Annotated in this window: 16 protein-coding genes and 4 pseudogenes; 5 read left to right on the top strand and 15 right to left on the bottom strand. The window is 68.9% G+C overall.

Going from position 1 to position 15,575, the window contains the following annotated elements:
- Positions 1 to 65: 65 nt before the first annotated feature.
- From AC5L35_RS36870 to AC5L35_RS36835, 8 genes and pseudogenes are all read right to left on the bottom strand, one after another.
- Positions 66 to 905 (bottom strand): acyltransferase family protein, encoded by an 840-nt coding sequence (locus AC5L35_RS36870; RefSeq protein WP_495064398.1) that lies wholly within the window; start codon positions 903 to 905, stop codon positions 66 to 68.
- The gene (locus AC5L35_RS36865) at positions 905 to 1,744 is read right to left on the bottom strand and encodes a D-alanine--D-alanine ligase family protein (protein WP_495064397.1); all 840 of its coding nucleotides are present in this window, start codon (positions 1,742 to 1,744) and stop codon (positions 905 to 907) included. Before AC5L35_RS36865 ends, AC5L35_RS36870 begins: the two co-directional genes overlap by 1 nt.
- 104 nt (positions 1,745 to 1,848) lie before the next feature.
- Positions 1,849 to 2,016 (bottom strand): annotated as a pseudogene (locus AC5L35_RS36860) (D-alanine--D-alanine ligase A); the annotation flags it as partial.
- Positions 2,006 to 2,305, bottom strand: a complete 300-nt coding sequence (locus tag AC5L35_RS36855) for an alanine racemase C-terminal domain-containing protein (RefSeq protein WP_495064396.1) — start codon at positions 2,303 to 2,305, stop codon at positions 2,006 to 2,008. The gene AC5L35_RS36855 and the pseudogene AC5L35_RS36860, both read right to left, overlap by 11 nt.
- A gap of 40 nt (positions 2,306 to 2,345) precedes the next feature.
- Positions 2,346 to 2,402 (bottom strand): annotated as a pseudogene (locus tag AC5L35_RS36850) (hypothetical protein); the annotation flags it as partial.
- 308 nt (positions 2,403 to 2,710) lie between these two features.
- A complete protein-coding gene (locus AC5L35_RS36845) occupies positions 2,711 to 3,259 on the bottom strand; it encodes an alanine racemase (protein WP_495064395.1) in 549 nt (182 codons plus the stop codon).
- Positions 3,260 to 3,332: 73 nt separating this feature from the next.
- Positions 3,333 to 4,643, bottom strand: a complete 1,311-nt coding sequence (locus AC5L35_RS36840) for a MinD/ParA family ATP-binding protein (RefSeq protein ID WP_495064394.1) — start codon at positions 4,641 to 4,643, stop codon at positions 3,333 to 3,335.
- Between the two features lie 19 nt (positions 4,644 to 4,662).
- On the bottom strand, positions 4,663 to 5,286 hold the full coding sequence (locus tag AC5L35_RS36835; RefSeq protein ID WP_495064393.1) for a hypothetical protein: 624 nt from the start codon (positions 5,284 to 5,286) through the stop codon (positions 4,663 to 4,665).
- 267 nt (positions 5,287 to 5,553) lie between these two features.
- Between AC5L35_RS36835 and AC5L35_RS36830 the strand changes: the two genes are divergently transcribed.
- On the top strand, positions 5,554 to 5,952 hold the full coding sequence (locus AC5L35_RS36830; protein ID WP_495064392.1) for a hypothetical protein: 399 nt from the start codon (positions 5,554 to 5,556) through the stop codon (positions 5,950 to 5,952).
- Positions 5,953 to 6,166: 214 nt separating this feature from the next.
- On the opposite strand, the gene AC5L35_RS36825 is transcribed toward AC5L35_RS36830, so the two are convergent.
- Together AC5L35_RS36825 and AC5L35_RS36820 are read right to left on the bottom strand one after the other, a co-directional pair.
- Complete coding sequence (locus AC5L35_RS36825; protein ID WP_020667024.1) at positions 6,167 to 6,361, bottom strand: ferredoxin; 195 nt, start codon at positions 6,359 to 6,361, stop codon at positions 6,167 to 6,169.
- Positions 6,362 to 6,399: 38 nt separating this feature from the next.
- Positions 6,400 to 6,540: pseudogene (locus AC5L35_RS36820) on the bottom strand (cytochrome P450); the annotation flags it as partial.
- A gap of 77 nt (positions 6,541 to 6,617) precedes the next feature.
- On the opposite strand from AC5L35_RS36820, the gene AC5L35_RS36815 reads away from it, so the two are divergent.
- A complete protein-coding gene (locus AC5L35_RS36815) occupies positions 6,618 to 7,601 on the top strand; it encodes a helix-turn-helix domain-containing protein (protein ID WP_495064391.1) in 984 nt (327 codons plus the stop codon).
- A 304-nt stretch (positions 7,602 to 7,905) separates the two neighbouring features.
- Here the strand turns inward: AC5L35_RS36815 and AC5L35_RS36810 are convergent, their stop codons facing one another.
- Both AC5L35_RS36810 and AC5L35_RS36805 read right to left on the bottom strand, forming a co-directional pair.
- Positions 7,906 to 8,175 carry a GNAT family N-acetyltransferase gene (locus tag AC5L35_RS36810; protein WP_495064390.1) on the bottom strand — a complete coding sequence of 90 codons (270 nt, stop codon included), beginning with the start codon at positions 8,173 to 8,175 and terminating at the stop codon, positions 7,906 to 7,908.
- Positions 8,058 to 8,357: a hypothetical protein gene (locus AC5L35_RS36805; RefSeq protein WP_495064410.1), complete on the bottom strand. Its 300-nt coding sequence runs from the start codon at positions 8,355 to 8,357 to the stop codon at positions 8,058 to 8,060. The genes AC5L35_RS36810 and AC5L35_RS36805 overlap by 118 nt, the downstream gene beginning before the upstream one ends.
- A 795-nt stretch (positions 8,358 to 9,152) precedes the next feature.
- Here AC5L35_RS36805 and AC5L35_RS36800 point away from each other — a divergent pair.
- Positions 9,153 to 9,578, top strand: a complete 426-nt coding sequence (locus AC5L35_RS36800; RefSeq protein ID WP_495064389.1) for a hypothetical protein — start codon at positions 9,153 to 9,155, stop codon at positions 9,576 to 9,578.
- A gap of 277 nt (positions 9,579 to 9,855) precedes the next feature.
- On the opposite strand, the gene AC5L35_RS36795 is transcribed toward AC5L35_RS36800, so the two are convergent.
- The 3 genes and pseudogenes from AC5L35_RS36795 to AC5L35_RS36785 form a co-directional block, all read right to left on the bottom strand.
- On the bottom strand, positions 9,856 to 10,380 hold the full coding sequence (locus AC5L35_RS36795) for a hypothetical protein (protein WP_495064388.1): 525 nt from the start codon (positions 10,378 to 10,380) through the stop codon (positions 9,856 to 9,858).
- Between the two features lie 895 nt (positions 10,381 to 11,275).
- A pseudogene (locus tag AC5L35_RS36790) lies at positions 11,276 to 11,506 on the bottom strand (integrase core domain-containing protein); the annotation flags it as partial.
- 35 nt (positions 11,507 to 11,541) lie between these two features.
- Positions 11,542 to 12,543, bottom strand: a complete 1,002-nt coding sequence (locus AC5L35_RS36785) for a DUF2332 domain-containing protein (RefSeq protein WP_495064387.1) — start codon at positions 12,541 to 12,543, stop codon at positions 11,542 to 11,544.
- 557 nt (positions 12,544 to 13,100) lie between these two features.
- On the opposite strand from AC5L35_RS36785, the gene AC5L35_RS36780 reads away from it, so the two are divergent.
- Both AC5L35_RS36780 and AC5L35_RS36775 read left to right on the top strand, forming a co-directional pair.
- Positions 13,101 to 14,159, top strand: coding sequence for a methyltransferase (locus AC5L35_RS36780; protein WP_495064386.1), 1,059 nt, complete (start codon positions 13,101 to 13,103; stop codon positions 14,157 to 14,159).
- Entirely contained in the window at positions 14,156 to 14,659 is a 504-nt protein-coding gene (locus AC5L35_RS36775; protein WP_495064385.1) for a VirK family protein, read from the top strand. Before AC5L35_RS36780 ends, AC5L35_RS36775 begins: the two co-directional genes overlap by 4 nt.
- The last annotated feature ends 916 nt before the right edge of the window (positions 14,660 to 15,575 follow it).

Below are 15,575 nucleotides of genomic sequence, written 5' to 3'. Positions count from 1 at the left end.
CCGCCGCCCGAGGTTGCCCGTCACCCCCAGCGCGACCAGGCCCATCACCAGGAAGATCGCCGCGATCACGGCGAGGACGACGACCAGGGAGAAATCGCTGTGGTACCGCTCGGCCACCGCCTCGGCGAACCCGGCCCCTCGGTGCAGGCGTTGCCCAGGCACAGCACGACCAGCACCGCCGCCTCACCCGAGACGCCGAAGCGGCGGATCAGCAACAGCGCGGCGCCGGCGATGAAGTAGTGCGCGAACTGCGACTGCACGACCAGGTCGATCAGCCCGCTGAGCGGGCGCCGAGCAGCCGCTCTGCACCACGCCGACCGCGGCGAGGTGAGGACCCGTCGACGGCTCAGGCCGATCAGGACGAGCAGTGCGATGATGGCGTAGAACCGCAGTTCGGCCCACAGCGTCCAGTGGACGACGTCGAGGTTCTCGACGTCGACCAGCGAGTTCAGCATGGTCAGGTTGGTCAGGTACTGGGTCGCGGTGACCGGGAACAGGATGCCCCCGGCCAGGGCCGAGATCACGGCGGTGAGGGTGACCGCGACCCAGTAGGCGGGGTAGAGCCGCACCACGCGGGAAACGATGAACTGCCGGGTGCTGCGCTGCCAGGCGCTCATCAGCACGACGAACCCGCTGATGACGAAGAACAGGTCGACGCCGAGGTGGCCGTAGCGGGCGATCAGCCCGGTGGTCGGGAACTCCACGTCGATGTAGCCGGAGGCCGGGCCGGAGTACAGGTAGTGGACGAACACCACGGCCATCGCGGTGCTGATCCGCAGCAGGTCGATCTCGTGCAGCCGCGGCGGTGGGGCCGTGGCGGCCGTCGGTGGGGCCGTGACGGGCGGCGGCGGGCGGGCGCGCATCGGGACGGTGAGGGCCTCGGCGGACCGCTCGGACGGGATCATCAGCTCCGGTCCGCGGTCCGGACGGCGCGGCCCACCGCGGGAGCGGAGGCCAACGCCGTGTCGACGGGGTGTCCAGCAGCTCCGGGAAGCTCATCCCCGCGGCCTGTCACATCCGCGGGTACTGCGACGCCGCGGTGAACCCCCGAAACGTGTTGATCTCGTTGAAACACCAGCTCGCCGTCCGCCCGTAGGAAGAAGTCCACCCGGGCCGGCCCGGCGCAGCCGATCGCGTCGAACGCGGTCCGGGCCTGTTCGGCGAGCCGGAGCGCGGTCGCCGGGTCGAGGTCCGCCGGGACGGCGAACACGGTGCTGGGGTCGGAATACTTCGCGTGGTAGTCGAACACCGCCTCGTCCGGGACGCCGATCTCCAGCGCCGGGCTGTCGACGACGGTGCCGTCGGGCAGTTCGAGCACCCCGATGTCGATCTCCCGGGCGGGCACGGCGCTCTCCACCAGCACCCGGGGGTCGCTGCGGCGGGCCAGCCGCACGCCGTCGGGCAGGTCGGCCCAGTCCACCACCCGGGTCACGCCCAGGCTCGAGCCCGCCCGCACCGGCTTGACGAAGACCGGCAGCCCGAGCCGCGCCCGGTCGGTCGCATCAAGGTCGTCCGCGCCCGGCACGAGTGTGACCGAGTCGGCCACCGCCGTCCCGGCCGCTGCCACCAGCTTCGTGGTGCGGACCTTGTCCATGGCCAGCGCGCCGGCCAGCACCCCGCAGCCGACCACCGCGGCGCCCGTCGCGGCGAAGCAGGACCGTGCGGAGCCGTCCTTGCCGTGGGGGCCGTGCAGCGCCGCGAACACGACGTCGCAGGTCCGTAGCCGCTCGATCGCGGCCAGCACGGTCGCAGCCAGCGGTACGGCCGGGTCGGGGGCGGGTAGGAATGGGCGGGTAGGAATCGGTCCAGGTCGGGCACCGCGTCGGGGTTGCTGGTGTCGGCGGGCAGGTCGGCGCCGATCGACCAGGATCCGTCCCGGTCGATCCGCACCGGTACGACCGCGTCCCGGGCGGGGTCCAGGTGCGCCACGATGCTCTCGGCCGAGCGGCGCAACACGTCGTGCTCCCCGTTGCGTCCGCCCAAGACGACCGCGACGCGCAGTCGTTCACCGGTCACCGGACGCCCCCGAGGTCGCCGCGCCGACAGGGGCGGTGCCCGCCCGTCCGACGAACCGGCGCCGCAGCCGCGGACGGCTCGCGGTCAGGATCTCGTGCGGGATGGTGCCGGCCCACCGCGCCCAGTCGAGCACCGTCGGCTCGCCGCGGTCACCCGGACCGAACACCACCACCTCGCCGATGTCTCCGTCTTCGTCGGGAAGGTCGCCGCTGTCGACCACGAACTGGTCCATCGCGATCCGCCCGGCCACCGGCCGCCCGCCGCCGCCCGGCCACCCAGACCTGGGCACGACCGGACGCCGCGCGCGGGATCCCGTCGCCGTAGCCGACCGGGACCAGCGCCAGCGTCGTCGCCCGCGGTGTGACGTACTCGTGGCCGTAGGACACGCCGGTGCCGGCGCCCGCCCGCTTGATCAGCACGACGGCGCACGCAAGGTCATCGCCAGCCGCAGCCCGACCGGCCGGGCGGCGTCGGGCTCCACGCTGTACAGCCCGACGCCGACCCGCACCAGGTCGCGGTGGGTGTCGGGAGGTGCAGAGCGGCGGCGGAGTTCACCACGTGCAGCAGGCCGGGGCGCAGGCCCGCCCGCTCGGCCACGGCCAGCGCCTCGTCGAACCGGGCCAGCTGGGGGGCACGACCACCAGGTTGGCGCTGTCGGCGTCGACCAGGTGCGACCACACCCCGTCGACGTCGATCAGGCCGCTGCGTTCGTAGCGACGGGCCCGCGCGACCAGGTCGGGCCAGTCGACCGGGTGCCCGCCCCGCGGGACAGCCCGGTATCGATCTTGAGGTGCACGGCCGCCCGCTGCCCTGCCGTGGCGGCGGCGCGGGCGATGGCGTCCAGGTGCCCGGTCGAGGCGGCCGACAGCGCGACCCCGGCGCCGATCGCCCGTGTCAGGTCCTCGTCCGGGCTGTGCAGCCAGCTGAGCACGGGTGCGTCGATGCCCGCGTCGCGCAGCGCGAGCGCCTCGGCCGTGGACGCCACCCCCAGCCAGCGGGCCCCGCCGGCCAGTGCCGGGCGGGCCGTGGCCACGGCTCCGTGGCCGAAGGCGTCGGCCTTCACCACCGCCATCACCGTGCTGGTCGTCCGCGCGGCGAACACCCGGGCGTTCGCCTCGATCGCGTCCAGGTCGACGACCACCTCCGCCGCCCCGCGGCCCCCGCCCGGCTCGACCACCCGCGCCGGCAGTGTGGTCGGCCGGCTGCGCACGGCGGGGCGCCCGAACGTGGAGAGCCCGGTCATGGAGTTCCTTCGGAGGTCGATCGCGGACGGGGTGTCATGATCCGGATGGCGAGGTGGTCCGAGCACGCGGCGGTCAGCGCGCCGCTCCGCTGCGGAAGCCGTGGGCGGCGAGGCCGCGCGCGCTCGGGGTGTGGAAGCCCTCGGCGACCGTGGCCGCCAGCTCGAGGACAGCGTCACGGGTGGCCGCGGACAGCGCGTCGAGGTCGATGAGGCCGCCGGTGGCCAGGTGCGGGTCCGCCGGCAGCTCGATGACCGCGCGGCAGCGGCTCCGGAAGTGCTCGTGGATGACCGAGTCGTCGACGAACGGGGAGTGCCGGTCGTAGCTGAGCACGACGACGGCGTTCGCGGCGAGCGCCGGGTAGCCGTGCGTGGCCAGCCAGTGCAACGTGCGCGAGGCGCGGGACGCGCCGTCCTGCGTCGGCGCCCCGACGATCACCAGGGAGTCCGCGTGGGCGAGGCTGCCCTGCATCGCGGAGTGCACGACCCCGGTGCCGGAGTCGGTGATGATGGCCTCGAAGAACCGGGCCAGCAGACGCAGCACGCACTCGTAGTCCGACGCGGAGAACATCTCCGACAGCTCGGGTTCCTGCTCGCTGGTCAGGACCTGGAGCCGGCCGGCGAGGTGGGTGTAGCCGGCCAGCTGGGTCGAGGAGCGGACGCGGTCGATGTTGTTGAGCAGGTCGCGCATCGTGATCTTCGACGCCGCCTCCTCACCGACGAGGCGGTCGCCGAGGGTGCCGGCGTCGGGGTTGGCGTCGATGGCGATGACCCGGTCCCCGCGGTGCTCGGCCAGCGCGAGACCGAGCAGCGAGGACACGGTGGTCTTGCCGATGCCGCCCTTGATGCTGCCCACCACCACGCTGTGCGGCCCGGGCAGCGGTGTGCGGATCTTCTGCAGCTGGTCGCGCATCCGCGCCTCGCACTGCGACAGCCCGGGGTTCCAGCGCCCGCTGGTGGCCCGGTAGACGACCGCGCGCCAGCCCTCCCGCGGCGGCGACTTGCGGACCCGGACCACGTTGGCCAGCGCGGGGCCGCTGGTTTCCCAGGCCGGCCGGGAGCTCTGCGGGCCCACCGGACCGGGGACCGGCTTCGCGGTGGGTACCGGTCCCCGCGTGGGACCGTCTTCCTCCGCCGGGGTGCGATCGACGGGGGGAGCCACCGGCTCGGCCGTCGGCTCGGCCGCCGTCGGCTCGGCCTCTTCGGTCGGTCGGGCGTTCGCGGGACGAGCCGCGGGTGGTGGCCCGGCGGGCTCGGGCACAGTGCTCCAGTCCGGGGTGGAGGGGCGTCGGGGCGAGGTGGGGCGGGCGGTGGCCCAGGCGTTGCTACCCGGTTCGGTCAGCCAGGGCGGCGTCTCGTCGGACTGCCGGTGGTTCGTCGACGACATGGAGCTGCTACCTCACGGGTCAGACGGATCGGTCGGGGACCATGTGGGGGTCGACGACCAGGCGGCCGTCGTCGGCGGAGCGGGTTACGGGCACGGTCATGCGCACCCAGTTCGCCTCGATCGCGCACCAGTTCGGGTCGGACTCGGGCGGAGCGCTCGACGGCCCGACGAGCCCGACCGGCTCGACGTCGGCGAGAGCGGGCGCACCGCCCGACGCGGGCCGTGGGCGGGCGCGCACGTAGACCGTCGCGCGCACGAGGACCTCGACGAAGACGACCGTGTCGGAGGTCCGGAAGATCCGGCCCGGCAGCGGCGATTCGGCGCGCTGCCGGCCCCGCCCGGACCACCCCCAGGTGCTTGCCCGGGGGTCGGCCAGCAGCGGTCGCAGCACCTCCATTCGGGTGACGGGATCGTCCTCGTCGAAGGAGTGGAAGTCCGCGGCGAACCGCCCGGCGAACGCCGCGGCCTCGAGGTCAGCGATCGGCTCCAGCGACCGGGCCGACCTGGCGAGGAACGCTGCGTCGCCGATGTGCTGGGCGACGTCACCTCGCCCGGCGCGGAGCCCACCGGCTGTGCGTTCCTGTCGCGTTGCGTTCAGCGGCGGCGGTGGCAGCTCGCCGTCGAGACGCGGGGGCCTGGTCACGTGTCTCCCTCGGTCGCGATGGATCGGCGACGTTAGAGCGGTGCCGAGGAGGGGACGACGGGGCAGGGGACGGTGGCGGTCGATCAGGGGGATTTCCCTCGCGGCCCGTCGCGCGCTCGTGCAGCGGTCCCGACCACACGACGACGGATCCTCGTCGGCCCTGTCGGGCTCGAGTCTCCTTCGAACCGCAGCGCTCTTCGACCTGGTGTACGGCCTGCAGTCCCTGGAGGAACCGCTGGACGTCCTGGGGGATCACCCCGGACGGGAGTGCGCGCGGTCGGCTCGATCCAACTGGAGGAGGTGGTGGAGCTGGTGGACCGGGCCCTGGCTTCGGACGCGATGCGGGAGCGCATCCGGAACGCGATCCGGCACGTGCCGCAGACCTGTAGGCGACCGGCACCACCGGTCATCGACCTCACCGACCCTGCGACGGCAGGAAGCGCCCGGCGGGCCAGGTTCCCTTCCTGCAACCCCGGCGTCGCGCGCCTGCCCACTGACGACGGCCCCAGGCCGTCGCACGTCATCTCATCGTGCACGGGATGCTCGCCGGCCCGCCAGGCGGCCTCGTACTCATCTGGTGAGCGCCACCCGAGGCGAGCTTGGATGCGTTCAGTCTTTGCCAACCTGACGATGTTGCAGGTCAAGGACCTGCTGGCGGCCGAGTGAGCAGGCTCCAGACGGAGCTCTGACCTGTGGTCGTGTCCGCCGAGCGGGCCGGCCGCGGACGGCAAACCGGCCGCCCGACCGCTGGCCCGGCCAGGTTGACAAAGGCTCAGTGCCGCATCGTGCGAGTTCGCCCTATTCGAGTGAAGACGCGCCGTTTGGCGTCCCACACCGACCAGCATGATCGTTTCAGGCTGGTCGGCCATCCACGGATTGCTCACTCCTCCAGGGAGAGGGCCTGGCTGGGGCACACGTGCGCCGCTTCGCGTGCCTTCTCGACCAGCTCGCCCTCCGGCGTCTCGTTCAGCACGATGATTGTGCCGTCGTCCTCGCTCTGGTCGAACAGCGCGGGCTCAGTGAGCACACACTGTCCGGCACCGACGCACTTGCTGGTGTCCACGATGATCTTCATGGCCCTCTCCTCCTGAGGTGGGGATGGCAGTTCGTCCTCTACCAGGTCACCGGGAGCTGGTAGAGGCCGTAGATGTTCGCGTCGTCCTTGAACGGCAGCTGGTCGACATCCACCGTGAGCTCCAGGCTGGGGACGCGGCGGAACAGCGTGTCGAACACGATCTGGAGCTCCATCCGAGCTCGACCTGCGGGCGTGAGGCGGTTCCCCGGGCGTTCGGGGTTGCGTCTCAAGCTGCTTGAGGTCCAATAGTGGCGGCATGCCCCACGACTGCTTGTACCTCATCGGAGATGTGGCGCGCCGGACCGGACTGGCGGTCAGCGCCATCCGCTACTACTCCGATGAAGGCATCGTCGCGCCGACGGGAACGACCGCCGCCGGGCACCGGCTGTACGACCTGCACGCCATCGCCCGGTTCGAACTCATCCGCACTCTCCGCGACCTCGGCACCGGCCTGGACGAGGTCCGGCGGCTGCTCGGCGGTGAGACCACCCTGCGCACCCTGCTCGCCGAACACCTGGAGCTGGTCGAGCAGCAGGAGAACGAACTGCGGGCCAGGCGTGCGGTGCTCCGGGCGCTGGCCGGACAGGACGATCCGGCCGCACGGCTGGTGCTGATGCGCGAACTCGTCTCGATGCCCGACGAGGAACGCGAACGGCTGATCGACGACTTCTGGGCAGACGTCAGCACCGTCGTCCCCGATGACTTCGCCGCGCGGCTCAGCGCGATGCGACCGCACCTGCCCGACGATCCGACCGCCACGCAGCTCCACGCGTGGATCGAACTCGCGGAACTGGTGCGGGACAACGACTTCCGCGCCGCTGTCCGCTCGTACCTGCACGACACCTTCGCCGTCGGACCGGCAGCGCGGATGACCGCCACGCCGGTGCAGGAGTTCATCCACTCGACCAGCGAGCCGCTGATGAAGCAGATCTTCGCGGCGTTCCGCAGTGGCCTGCCCGCGGACTCCACGCACGCGCGGGAGCTGGCTGCCCGCCTCGCCCACGATGCCGCCGCCGCGGTCGGCTCCCCGATGACCGTGGAACTCCGCGAACGCATGGCCGCGGGCTTCCTCGTGATCAGCGAACTCCACCAGCAGTCACTCGACGATCCGGAGTACGACCACGCGCACGGCCGCTACCTCGCCCTCGTGGCCGTGATCAACGGAACCACCCATCCGGACCAGGACGTCGACTTCGCCGAACTGGGTGCCTGGCTCTCGGTCGCGCTGCGCACCGATTAGCCCGGGCGGAGGCGGCGGACACTCGACCGCCTCGCCCTCCGGCGTCTCGTTCAGCACGATGATTGTGCCGTCGTCCTTTACCAGGTCACCGGGAGCTGGTACAGGCCATAGATGTTCGCGTCGTCCTTGAACGGCCGCCACGGTGCGGAGGGTGTCCATCTGGGATTGTCAAGATGAGCTGTCAAGCGGCGGCGGGAATGGGCTCGGGCTGGTCGGGAGTCGGCGTCTTACGGGACACGCCGTTCATGGATCGTTGGTCGGGTGGGCCGACCTATCTCCGTCGCCCGTCAGCGCCGCACGGAACTCAGCTCCGCGTCGGGCTGGTAGATGTAGACAATGACACCCTTGAAGCTGGCAACCTTGTCGTACAAGGCGCGCGAGCTGCCGCGTTGTCCGACGTGTTCCAGTAAAGCCGCGGAGCGCCGTGCTCCTCGGCGTTTCGCGCCACCCACTCGATCAGTGCCGTCGCGATACCCTGTCGCCGGACTTCCGGTTCCACGAACAGGTCCGCCAGATAGCATCTCCCGACCGACCAGACGCTCGGGTGGAACAGGTAATGTGCGATGCTGACCATTTTCCATCCAGCTGCGCGGCGACCCCGCATATCTCCTCACCATCGAGCAGGCGCCGCCAGGTTTGTTCGTAACTGTCGGCGTGGACCTCGGTCTGGAAGAATTCATTGAAGCTGCGGGATAAGGATTCCCATTCGCCGTGATCGGATTCGGTCAATCGGCTGATCTCCACCATGGTGCTCATCCTGCCGCACGATCACGCGAGCCGCCAGTGCGGATCAAATAATTCAGTCGGCACACTCAAACGTGGCGACCGGCCCTAACCGGGGCGACAACCGCCGGCACCGGTGTTGAGTCGTCACGGTATTGGGCAGCGCGACGAGCTCGGCGCCACGGTCAATGCGACACCGTCCCGCCGGCGTTGCGCGCCTCGCAGCGGAGGCAACGCTGGTTGAGGTCACGAATCCAAAATTGTCCTGGTGACGGCAACCGGACGGGCGCCGCATTCGCGGGTTCAAATCGAGGGCTCATGCCCTCGCCGGGGCGGGCAGATCACCAGGAGGCCGGGGGAGCCGGGTGGGTGTCGGATTGGTGCGGGCAGGGTGTGGCATTCCAGCGACCTCCCAGAGGGCTATCACGCGGCATGCCGGGCGCAGAGCCTGGCATAGTTGGTGAAGGCTTGTCGGGAGGCTGCGCCCGGGGTGCCGCGCGATCGGGCTACGCCAGGTCGCCGGGATGCCGCACGGGCCGCGTAGTGGGGCGCGGGCCGCGAGCAGCGGGTCAGCTCCCGCCACCGACTTGCCCCTCTTTCAACGACAGACGACCGCGATCGACCGGTCGGGACGGCAGCGCCGCAGACGGGGTCGCCCAGCTCACGACGGAGAACGGCAAGCGCCGGCATCGTCGGATGTTGTGGATCCTGAGTCGGGCGGTTGCTGGTTCCCCATGGGCGGACATGAGGAACGGGGCGCGCCACCGCAGACCGCTGGCATCCGAGATCGACAGCGATTGTCGGAGCACCTCGCTACCGTCTTGCAGTGTGAACACGAAGGGCCTGGCCGCCATCCTGCAGATTCTCGGAGAGCTACGCGTCGCCATCGATGCGCCGAAGTCCCGTGACCGGTCGATCCGCATCCAGTCCGAGCAGCGGATCGAGGAGCTCTGGACCGACCTCGCGACCCTGCTCGAAGAGCAGAAACGGGAGGGGGTCGCTCGCTACGATAAGTGGCTCAGGCGAGTTGAAGACGATCTTGATTCGGGGGGCAGTACGAAGGCGCTCGTAGAGCTCGGCATCAAGTTGACTGATCGGCGGTCGGCCGTCGTCAAGCTGGACGTTCGGGCAACGATCCCGCCAAGTCCGGACCCGGATCTCATCGCAGCACTCGCGGAGATGCAGATCCAGCACGAGGAGTTCGATGACAGGATCGCGCGAGGTGAGCCGATCGCCTACTCAACCCGGTACTGAGCCTGCCCTCGCCGGACGGGCGGGTCTCCGAGAGGATGAACGGTGGGTCGGCGCGGCTGAGGGCGCGTCATCGCGATGATCGCCGGTAGGCCGCCGTGGTTTGGCGGAGCAAGCCCGGAGCGAACGGCCCGGGAGCGCCCGTCCCGTTCCGAGACGCGTCAGCACGAACGCCCAGCTCAGCGGGCGCGGGACGGTACGGCCCGTCAGTACCCGGGCGACCGCGTCCGCCTTCACACCGAAGACGTCGAGACGATCGCGTCAGACGAACGGATGAGCTTTAGAGAGGGACCGGTGCTGGACCGATCTCAAGGGCTACAACCTCCGGCGCGACCGTTCGAGCGAACGCAAGAGCGTGCCGCAGTCGCGGGTCCTGGGCTGCCTTGCTCGGTGTGTCGTACTCGCCAGTGACCAGCAGCCCGTCCCGAGTGGCGTTGGTTCCCGAGATCGACGTGATAATGAAGCCGCCCCATTCCGCGCGACCTGAACTCGCGAAGAGCCGCTTGGCTGCATCGTCGAGTTGGGCGCTTGAGTGGCGCACGAGGCGGATGGTGAGTGAGATGCCTCGCCGCGCCGCTTCCGCACAGACGGTGTCGTGCAGAGGCGACTCGCCGGCCCAGAGTAGGATCGTTGCTTTGCCCTCCGCGTCGTTGATGCCGCAGACGTAACCAGCATCGCGGATCCCCGGAAGCTCAACCAGCCATGTTACGAAGGTGCTCAGCTCCCTCTGGTTGGCCAGTCGAACCGGGTCGACAGACGCCAGGTATTCGTCCGACGAGCCCGGCACCGAATGCTGCTGCGACACTTGCCCATTGTGCCCCGAATCTTGAAGCGATCGCAGATCGATGAGGCCAGGTTCCGGGTGGAGACTGCCCATCGCGCCGACGCCTCGGCCGGGAGCACCAGAGGACTGCTTCCCTCGTCTGTCGGGCAGGTCCGTGGGATGGTCGGGCAGCGCGCGCAGATGTCCGGGGTCTACGGGCAGGGTGCGTCGGTGGGGGAACTGCGGCTGTGCGGGCGGTCCGGTGGGTGCCCCGCTTTACCCCCACCATTCATCGGCAGAAGTTGACGGACGATGACCAGTGATCGGCATGGTCCGTTGGTACAAGCCGCAGGTCACGGCACACAACGGCAGACATCCGGCGCCGACCAGGGAAGTAGATCTTGTTTCGCAGGGTTACTGGTTCGAGTCCAGTCGGAGGAGCTTCTCCCCAGGTCAGGGGCCAGGCGGCGAAGAACCTGCAAGGTCGGCCCCTCGTTCACCCCATGAATCAGCGCGACTGAGTGTGGTCGCGGAGATCGCTGGCAGCTCCGCGACGTCGTACGAGCCCCCTTCCGGCCGAAGTGCCCGACGCGGCTACTGGATCGCCGAAGACGACGAGGACGCCGGACGCTACGCCGTCGTCCACCGCCACCCTCGGACAGATGTCGACTGGGCGTCCTGGCGACCGACGGAACACAAGGCGGCTTCGACCCGCACCACGCCGACTGGGCCGCACTGCCCGAGGCATCTCGGGGGAAGTCGAAGAGAACCGACGGCCGCCAACTCCGACGCGTGAAGCGCCTCGACGACAAGACCGTAGTCACCTGGCCGAACGCCTGAGCCTCACCGGCGGAACCGTTGCCACGGTGTGTGCAACTGACGGAGGCCGCTTACACCTGGGCGGTGGTGGGTTGGGTCTTCTGGCGGAGCCTCTCATAGGGGTCTGGCCGCCGAGGCCGCCGTGGGGGCGGTGGTAGTTGTAGTCGTCCTCCCACTCGCGCAGCTTGTCGTTGAACAGGTTGGTGTCGTCGATGACGACTCCATCGAGCATCCGGTAGAACTCCTCGGCGTCGATCCTGTGGGAGCGCTCTACCTTGCCGTTGAGCCGTGGCGTGCGAGGCTTGATGTAGACGTGCTGTATGCCCTTGTCCAGGGCGTGCCAGTGGAACGCGGGGTGACGCTCGCGATGTATCGCCGAGCAACCTACAGCCACGTGAGGTGGCCGCCGTGTCCGTCGGCGAGTGCGAGTGGATGACCGTCGAGGGTGAGGCCGAAGCGTCCGGTTGTCTCGATACCTGCTGGGACCTGCTCGGCCGTGCCGGGCAGCAGCTGCACGCCTTCGAGGCCAACTCGATGTGCTCCAAGAGCGCGGACCTGATCGACGAAGGCCATGCGCTCGGACTGGCCGAGGTAGGCGAGCGTGGCGCTGTGGAGCACTACGGGTGTGAGCCCCGGAGGGACACGCTGCAGGAGCTCCGGTAGATCGGAGATGAGGTCGCCAACTTCAACCCGCACGCCGGAGTTGCGGGCTACTGACAGAGCAGCGCGGAGGTTGTGGGCCCGTTCATTGTGTTCAGGCCAAACGAGACACTCCAGCCAGCGCTGCACGTCCGGTTGGCTCGGGTCGAGAGGGTTGAGGTCGAGGCCGATGCGCCAAGCAATCTCGGGGACTTGCTCGGGCAGCGGAATCTCGCCTTCGACGGTGCATGTGAGGACGGGGCCAGCGCCAGTGTGTCCCACGTAATGGTCGAGATCAGTCCCCAAGTAGTGATAGCGCCAGGCGTCGAACAATAGGCAGAGGCCAGCGCTCGAACCGACTTCGATGAGGGCCAAGGGCGTAGGCACGATCGCCGCAAGGGCTGGCAGCAGCACGGCACATCGGGCCACCTCATTAGTCTGGGTGCGGCGGACGCGCATGTCGGAAAGTGTGGTGGCGCTGTGTTCGTGCGTCCAGGCAAGGGCAGCCGGAGGATCTTCGACCGGCACGCCGTACCAACGCAGCACACCGAAGAGCAGGTTCGGCCGGCGTTTCCCCGCCGGCAGCTTGGCAAGCAGGCTGAGAGCGGCGTCGTCGCGGCTAACAGCAAGCGCCAGGGCCTCGTACGTGGGCGACGATCCACGGGCCTCGACCTCCGCGAAAAGCTCGAACCGCCTCATGATCCGACCACGGTCATCGGCTTCGGTAGCACGCTCGACGATCGCCATGGCACCGATCATCTGGAGCCAGCGCGTAACCCGTCAAGCGGAGCCCGACACGGACAATCGAGCGCGCGTGTTCAGACCGCTCTTGGGGGACGCAGGCCAGCGCGTTGTCAGGGGCGAACCGGATCGACGCGCGCACGTCGTCTGCGGTGGCGGCCCACGCCACGCCGACCGGCTGGCTCGAGTCGAACCTCGGGTTGAACAACTGGGCTGCAGCGTATCCGACCTCCCCCGGCCGGTGGAGCGGGCCCTTGAGGCGGGCTTCAGTCACCCTGTGGTGCGTCCGGGATGGGACCGAGTTGGTGGCTGTCGGGGCGCTGAAGGAGCTCGATCCAACTCACGGCGAGATCAAGTCGATGCGTACCTCGAAAGATGTTGCCCACGGTGGTCGTGGTCATGGATTGTCTGAATTGCACCCCTAATTCACGCGGTGAGGCAGCCGAGCCGTGAGGATTAGGAGTGAATGGCCACGAAATTCTCGACGGCTGGGTCGAGCCGGTCGGCGGAGGCGCTGCTGATTTGAGCGGGCCGGACGTGTGGACATGTGGTAGGACGGTGCCGTGAACGATGTCGATGAGGAGCGTGCCCGACTTGTCTCCTTCATCTGGAACTCGTTCATTCCTCACGTATCGTACTCACTGGTCAGTCAGGGCGTCGTCGATCTGTTGGGCGACGGGGCGGCGCCTGCCGATCAGCTCGCCGAGCGATCCGGAATGCACGCACCCTCGCTGTACCGGATGCTGCGCGTCGCCGTGTCCCTGAATTTGCTGACACTCGAGGGAAAGCTCTTCGCGCTCACCGTCGGCGGCGAGCTGTTGCGTCCCGGCGTTCCGGGATCGGTGCACAACACGATGCTGCTGTACGGCGACGTGGAGAAACGGCGGTCATGGGGCGAACTGAACTACAGCGTCCGTGCGGGACAGGACGCGGTCCGGCACATGTTCGGTCAGGAGTACTTCGAGCAGTTGTCGTCACATCTGGAGCACGCGGCGGTCTTCAACGAGACGATGGCGGAGATCAGCCGGAGCGTGGCACTGTCGTTGCACGAACTGGGAATCGCCTGGCACGGCCGAATAGCCGATGTGGGTGGCGGCAGTGGAGCCCTGCTTGCCGGTGTGCTCGCCGCGAACCCGCAGCCGCTCGGGCTGCTCTACGACACCGATTCCGGGTTGCACGAAGCCGAGGCAACGCTCACCGAAGCCGGGGTCCGGGACCGCTGCGAGATCGTGTCTGGTGACTTCTTCGAATCGGTGCCCAGTGGCTGCGACGCTAACCTGCTCAAGCACATCGTCCATGACTGGGACGACGAACGGGCCGCCACGGTACTGACCCGGTGCGGGGAGTCGATGACGGCCGACGCTAGGCTGTACCTGATCGAGTCGGTGGTACCCACCGATCCCGCCGCATTCGACATTGCCATGCTGGTGCGGGATCTGAACATGCTGATAAATCGCCGGGCAGGGAACGCACGCAAGCGGAGTTCGCCGAACTGCTCGCCATATCCGGCATGCGATCAGCCATTTCCTGACCGACGACAGTCAGGACGGCAGGCGGCCCGTGGGCGGGCAAAAGTGCGCCCCGTGCTCATCACGTCTGCTACCGAAAACAACCCCCGATGACGACGGAGTACCAACGGATGCTTAGTAGGAAACTCGTTCTTTCGGCGATTTCTGTGATCACGATGGCCGGTTCGGTCGTGCTGATTCAGGGCTGCGCGAGCGGATCAGCGGCGGCAGCACCGAGCCCCGATCACGGCGAGGCCATCACGACCTATCCCCAGCTTGTCACCGCGTTGAGCCACAGCGAGGACGTCGCCATTGCGGTCTCCTTTCCGAAGTGCACTGCAGCCGACACCGGGGCCCCCGGACCGGCGGTCTCCGGCGGCCTCCATATCAATGGATTTCAAATTGCTCAGGACAATGTCGCATTCTCGGACGTGCACCAGACGCTGGATCCGCAGAGTCATCCGGTCACCGAGTACATCCGCTACAAGGTGACTGCGGACAGTGCCGTGACGGTCAGCACAACGACGCTGGCGGCCGACTCCCACGTGCTCCGGTCGAGCAGCTTCCGGTGCCCGATGAACAGCGGAGCATCCTTCACCGGGCACGACAGCTGACCGCAACGCGACAGGTCACCAGGTACGGCGCGGTCGGCGCGGTATCGGCAGTCCCGTCACGGGTCTGGGCGGGCCGCGCCGTACGGGATGCGGTGCTCCCGCTGGAGCCCGCCGGGAGCAGGTCATGGCGCCGCGCCGGGCGGTGCTGCGCCGACCTCGCCGGAGATCGGCAGCCAGTGTAGGCGCGGCCAGTTCGGGGTCGGTGTGACTGTTCACCGTGTCCTCCCGGGTGGCCCCCAGGAAACTGTTCACCGTGTGCTCCCGGGTGGGCCCCAGGAAACGCGGTCGGACACCCATGTCAGCGCCGCGCGGACCGCCCACCATGCCACGGCGGCGACCAGCCGCCCGGCCACCACGCTGGTGTTGGTCTAGCGACGTGTATGTACCTCGCCCGGGCGCGGCGAGCGCTCTGGAAGGTGTATCCGCCGTCTGGGTCGTGGTCGCCCGATCCGCGCGTCTACCTTTGGGGCAGATGGCCGAGGGCGCAGCGTCGACAGGCGGCGTGCGAACCGAGGGTGAGTGTTTCCTGCGAGGACCGTCGCCGATCAACACCTCCGTGCGCGGCAGTGTTGGGCACACAGTGGGTGTGATTGCCCAAACCCACTGAACGGCTGCATGCCATTGACTGGAAGTAATGGAGCAAATGTGGAGCACGGCATCACGCCGAGCTGGCCGGGATGTGCTTGAGGTGCGTTGTACTGCACCACGCCAAGCAGCAGGTTCTTTGTTGCCGCAGGTCAGCGCGACCCGTTGACCGTACTGGGGGTCAAGGGGTCGCAGGTTCAAATCCTGTCGTCCCGACGGTGTGATGTCGCGGGACACCGTGCACGGGTGTCGCGGTGCACGGGTGTCGCGCGACATCGTTCACGGTCGCGGTTGTGGTTGGTAGTCCCGGGTGGGGTCGAGGGTCAGCTCC

The sequence above is a fragment of the Pseudonocardia sp. OZ21 genome (assembly GCF_059359135.1).
The sequence above is the reverse complement of the archived record's forward strand: the minus strand, read 5'-3'. Positions and strand labels throughout refer to the sequence as shown.

Bases quoted from the DNA above. Each gene is read 5' to 3' on its own strand.
- AC5L35_RS36870 (WP_495064398.1), bottom strand. From the start codon at position 905: ATGATCCCGTCCGAGCGGTCCGCCGAGGCCCTCACCGTCCCGATGCGC.
- AC5L35_RS36845 (WP_495064395.1), bottom strand. From the start codon at position 3,259: ATGACCGGGCTCTCCACGTTCGGGCGCCCCGCCGTGCGCAGCCGGCCG.
- AC5L35_RS36840 (WP_495064394.1), bottom strand. From the start codon at position 4,643: ATGTCGTCGACGAACCACCGGCAGTCCGACGAGACGCCGCCCTGGCTG.
- AC5L35_RS36825 (WP_020667024.1), bottom strand. From the start codon at position 6,361: ATGAAGATCATCGTGGACACCAGCAAGTGCGTCGGTGCCGGACAGTGT.
- AC5L35_RS36815 (WP_495064391.1), top strand. From the start codon at position 6,618: ATGCCCCACGACTGCTTGTACCTCATCGGAGATGTGGCGCGCCGGACC.
- AC5L35_RS36810 (WP_495064390.1), bottom strand. From the start codon at position 8,175: ATGGTCAGCATCGCACATTACCTGTTCCACCCGAGCGTCTGGTCGGTC.
- AC5L35_RS36805 (WP_495064410.1), bottom strand. From the start codon at position 8,357: ATGAGCACCATGGTGGAGATCAGCCGATTGACCGAATCCGATCACGGC.
- AC5L35_RS36785 (WP_495064387.1), bottom strand. From the start codon at position 12,543: ATGGCGATCGTCGAGCGTGCTACCGAAGCCGATGACCGTGGTCGGATC.
- AC5L35_RS36775 (WP_495064385.1), top strand. From the start codon at position 14,156: ATGACGACGGAGTACCAACGGATGCTTAGTAGGAAACTCGTTCTTTCG.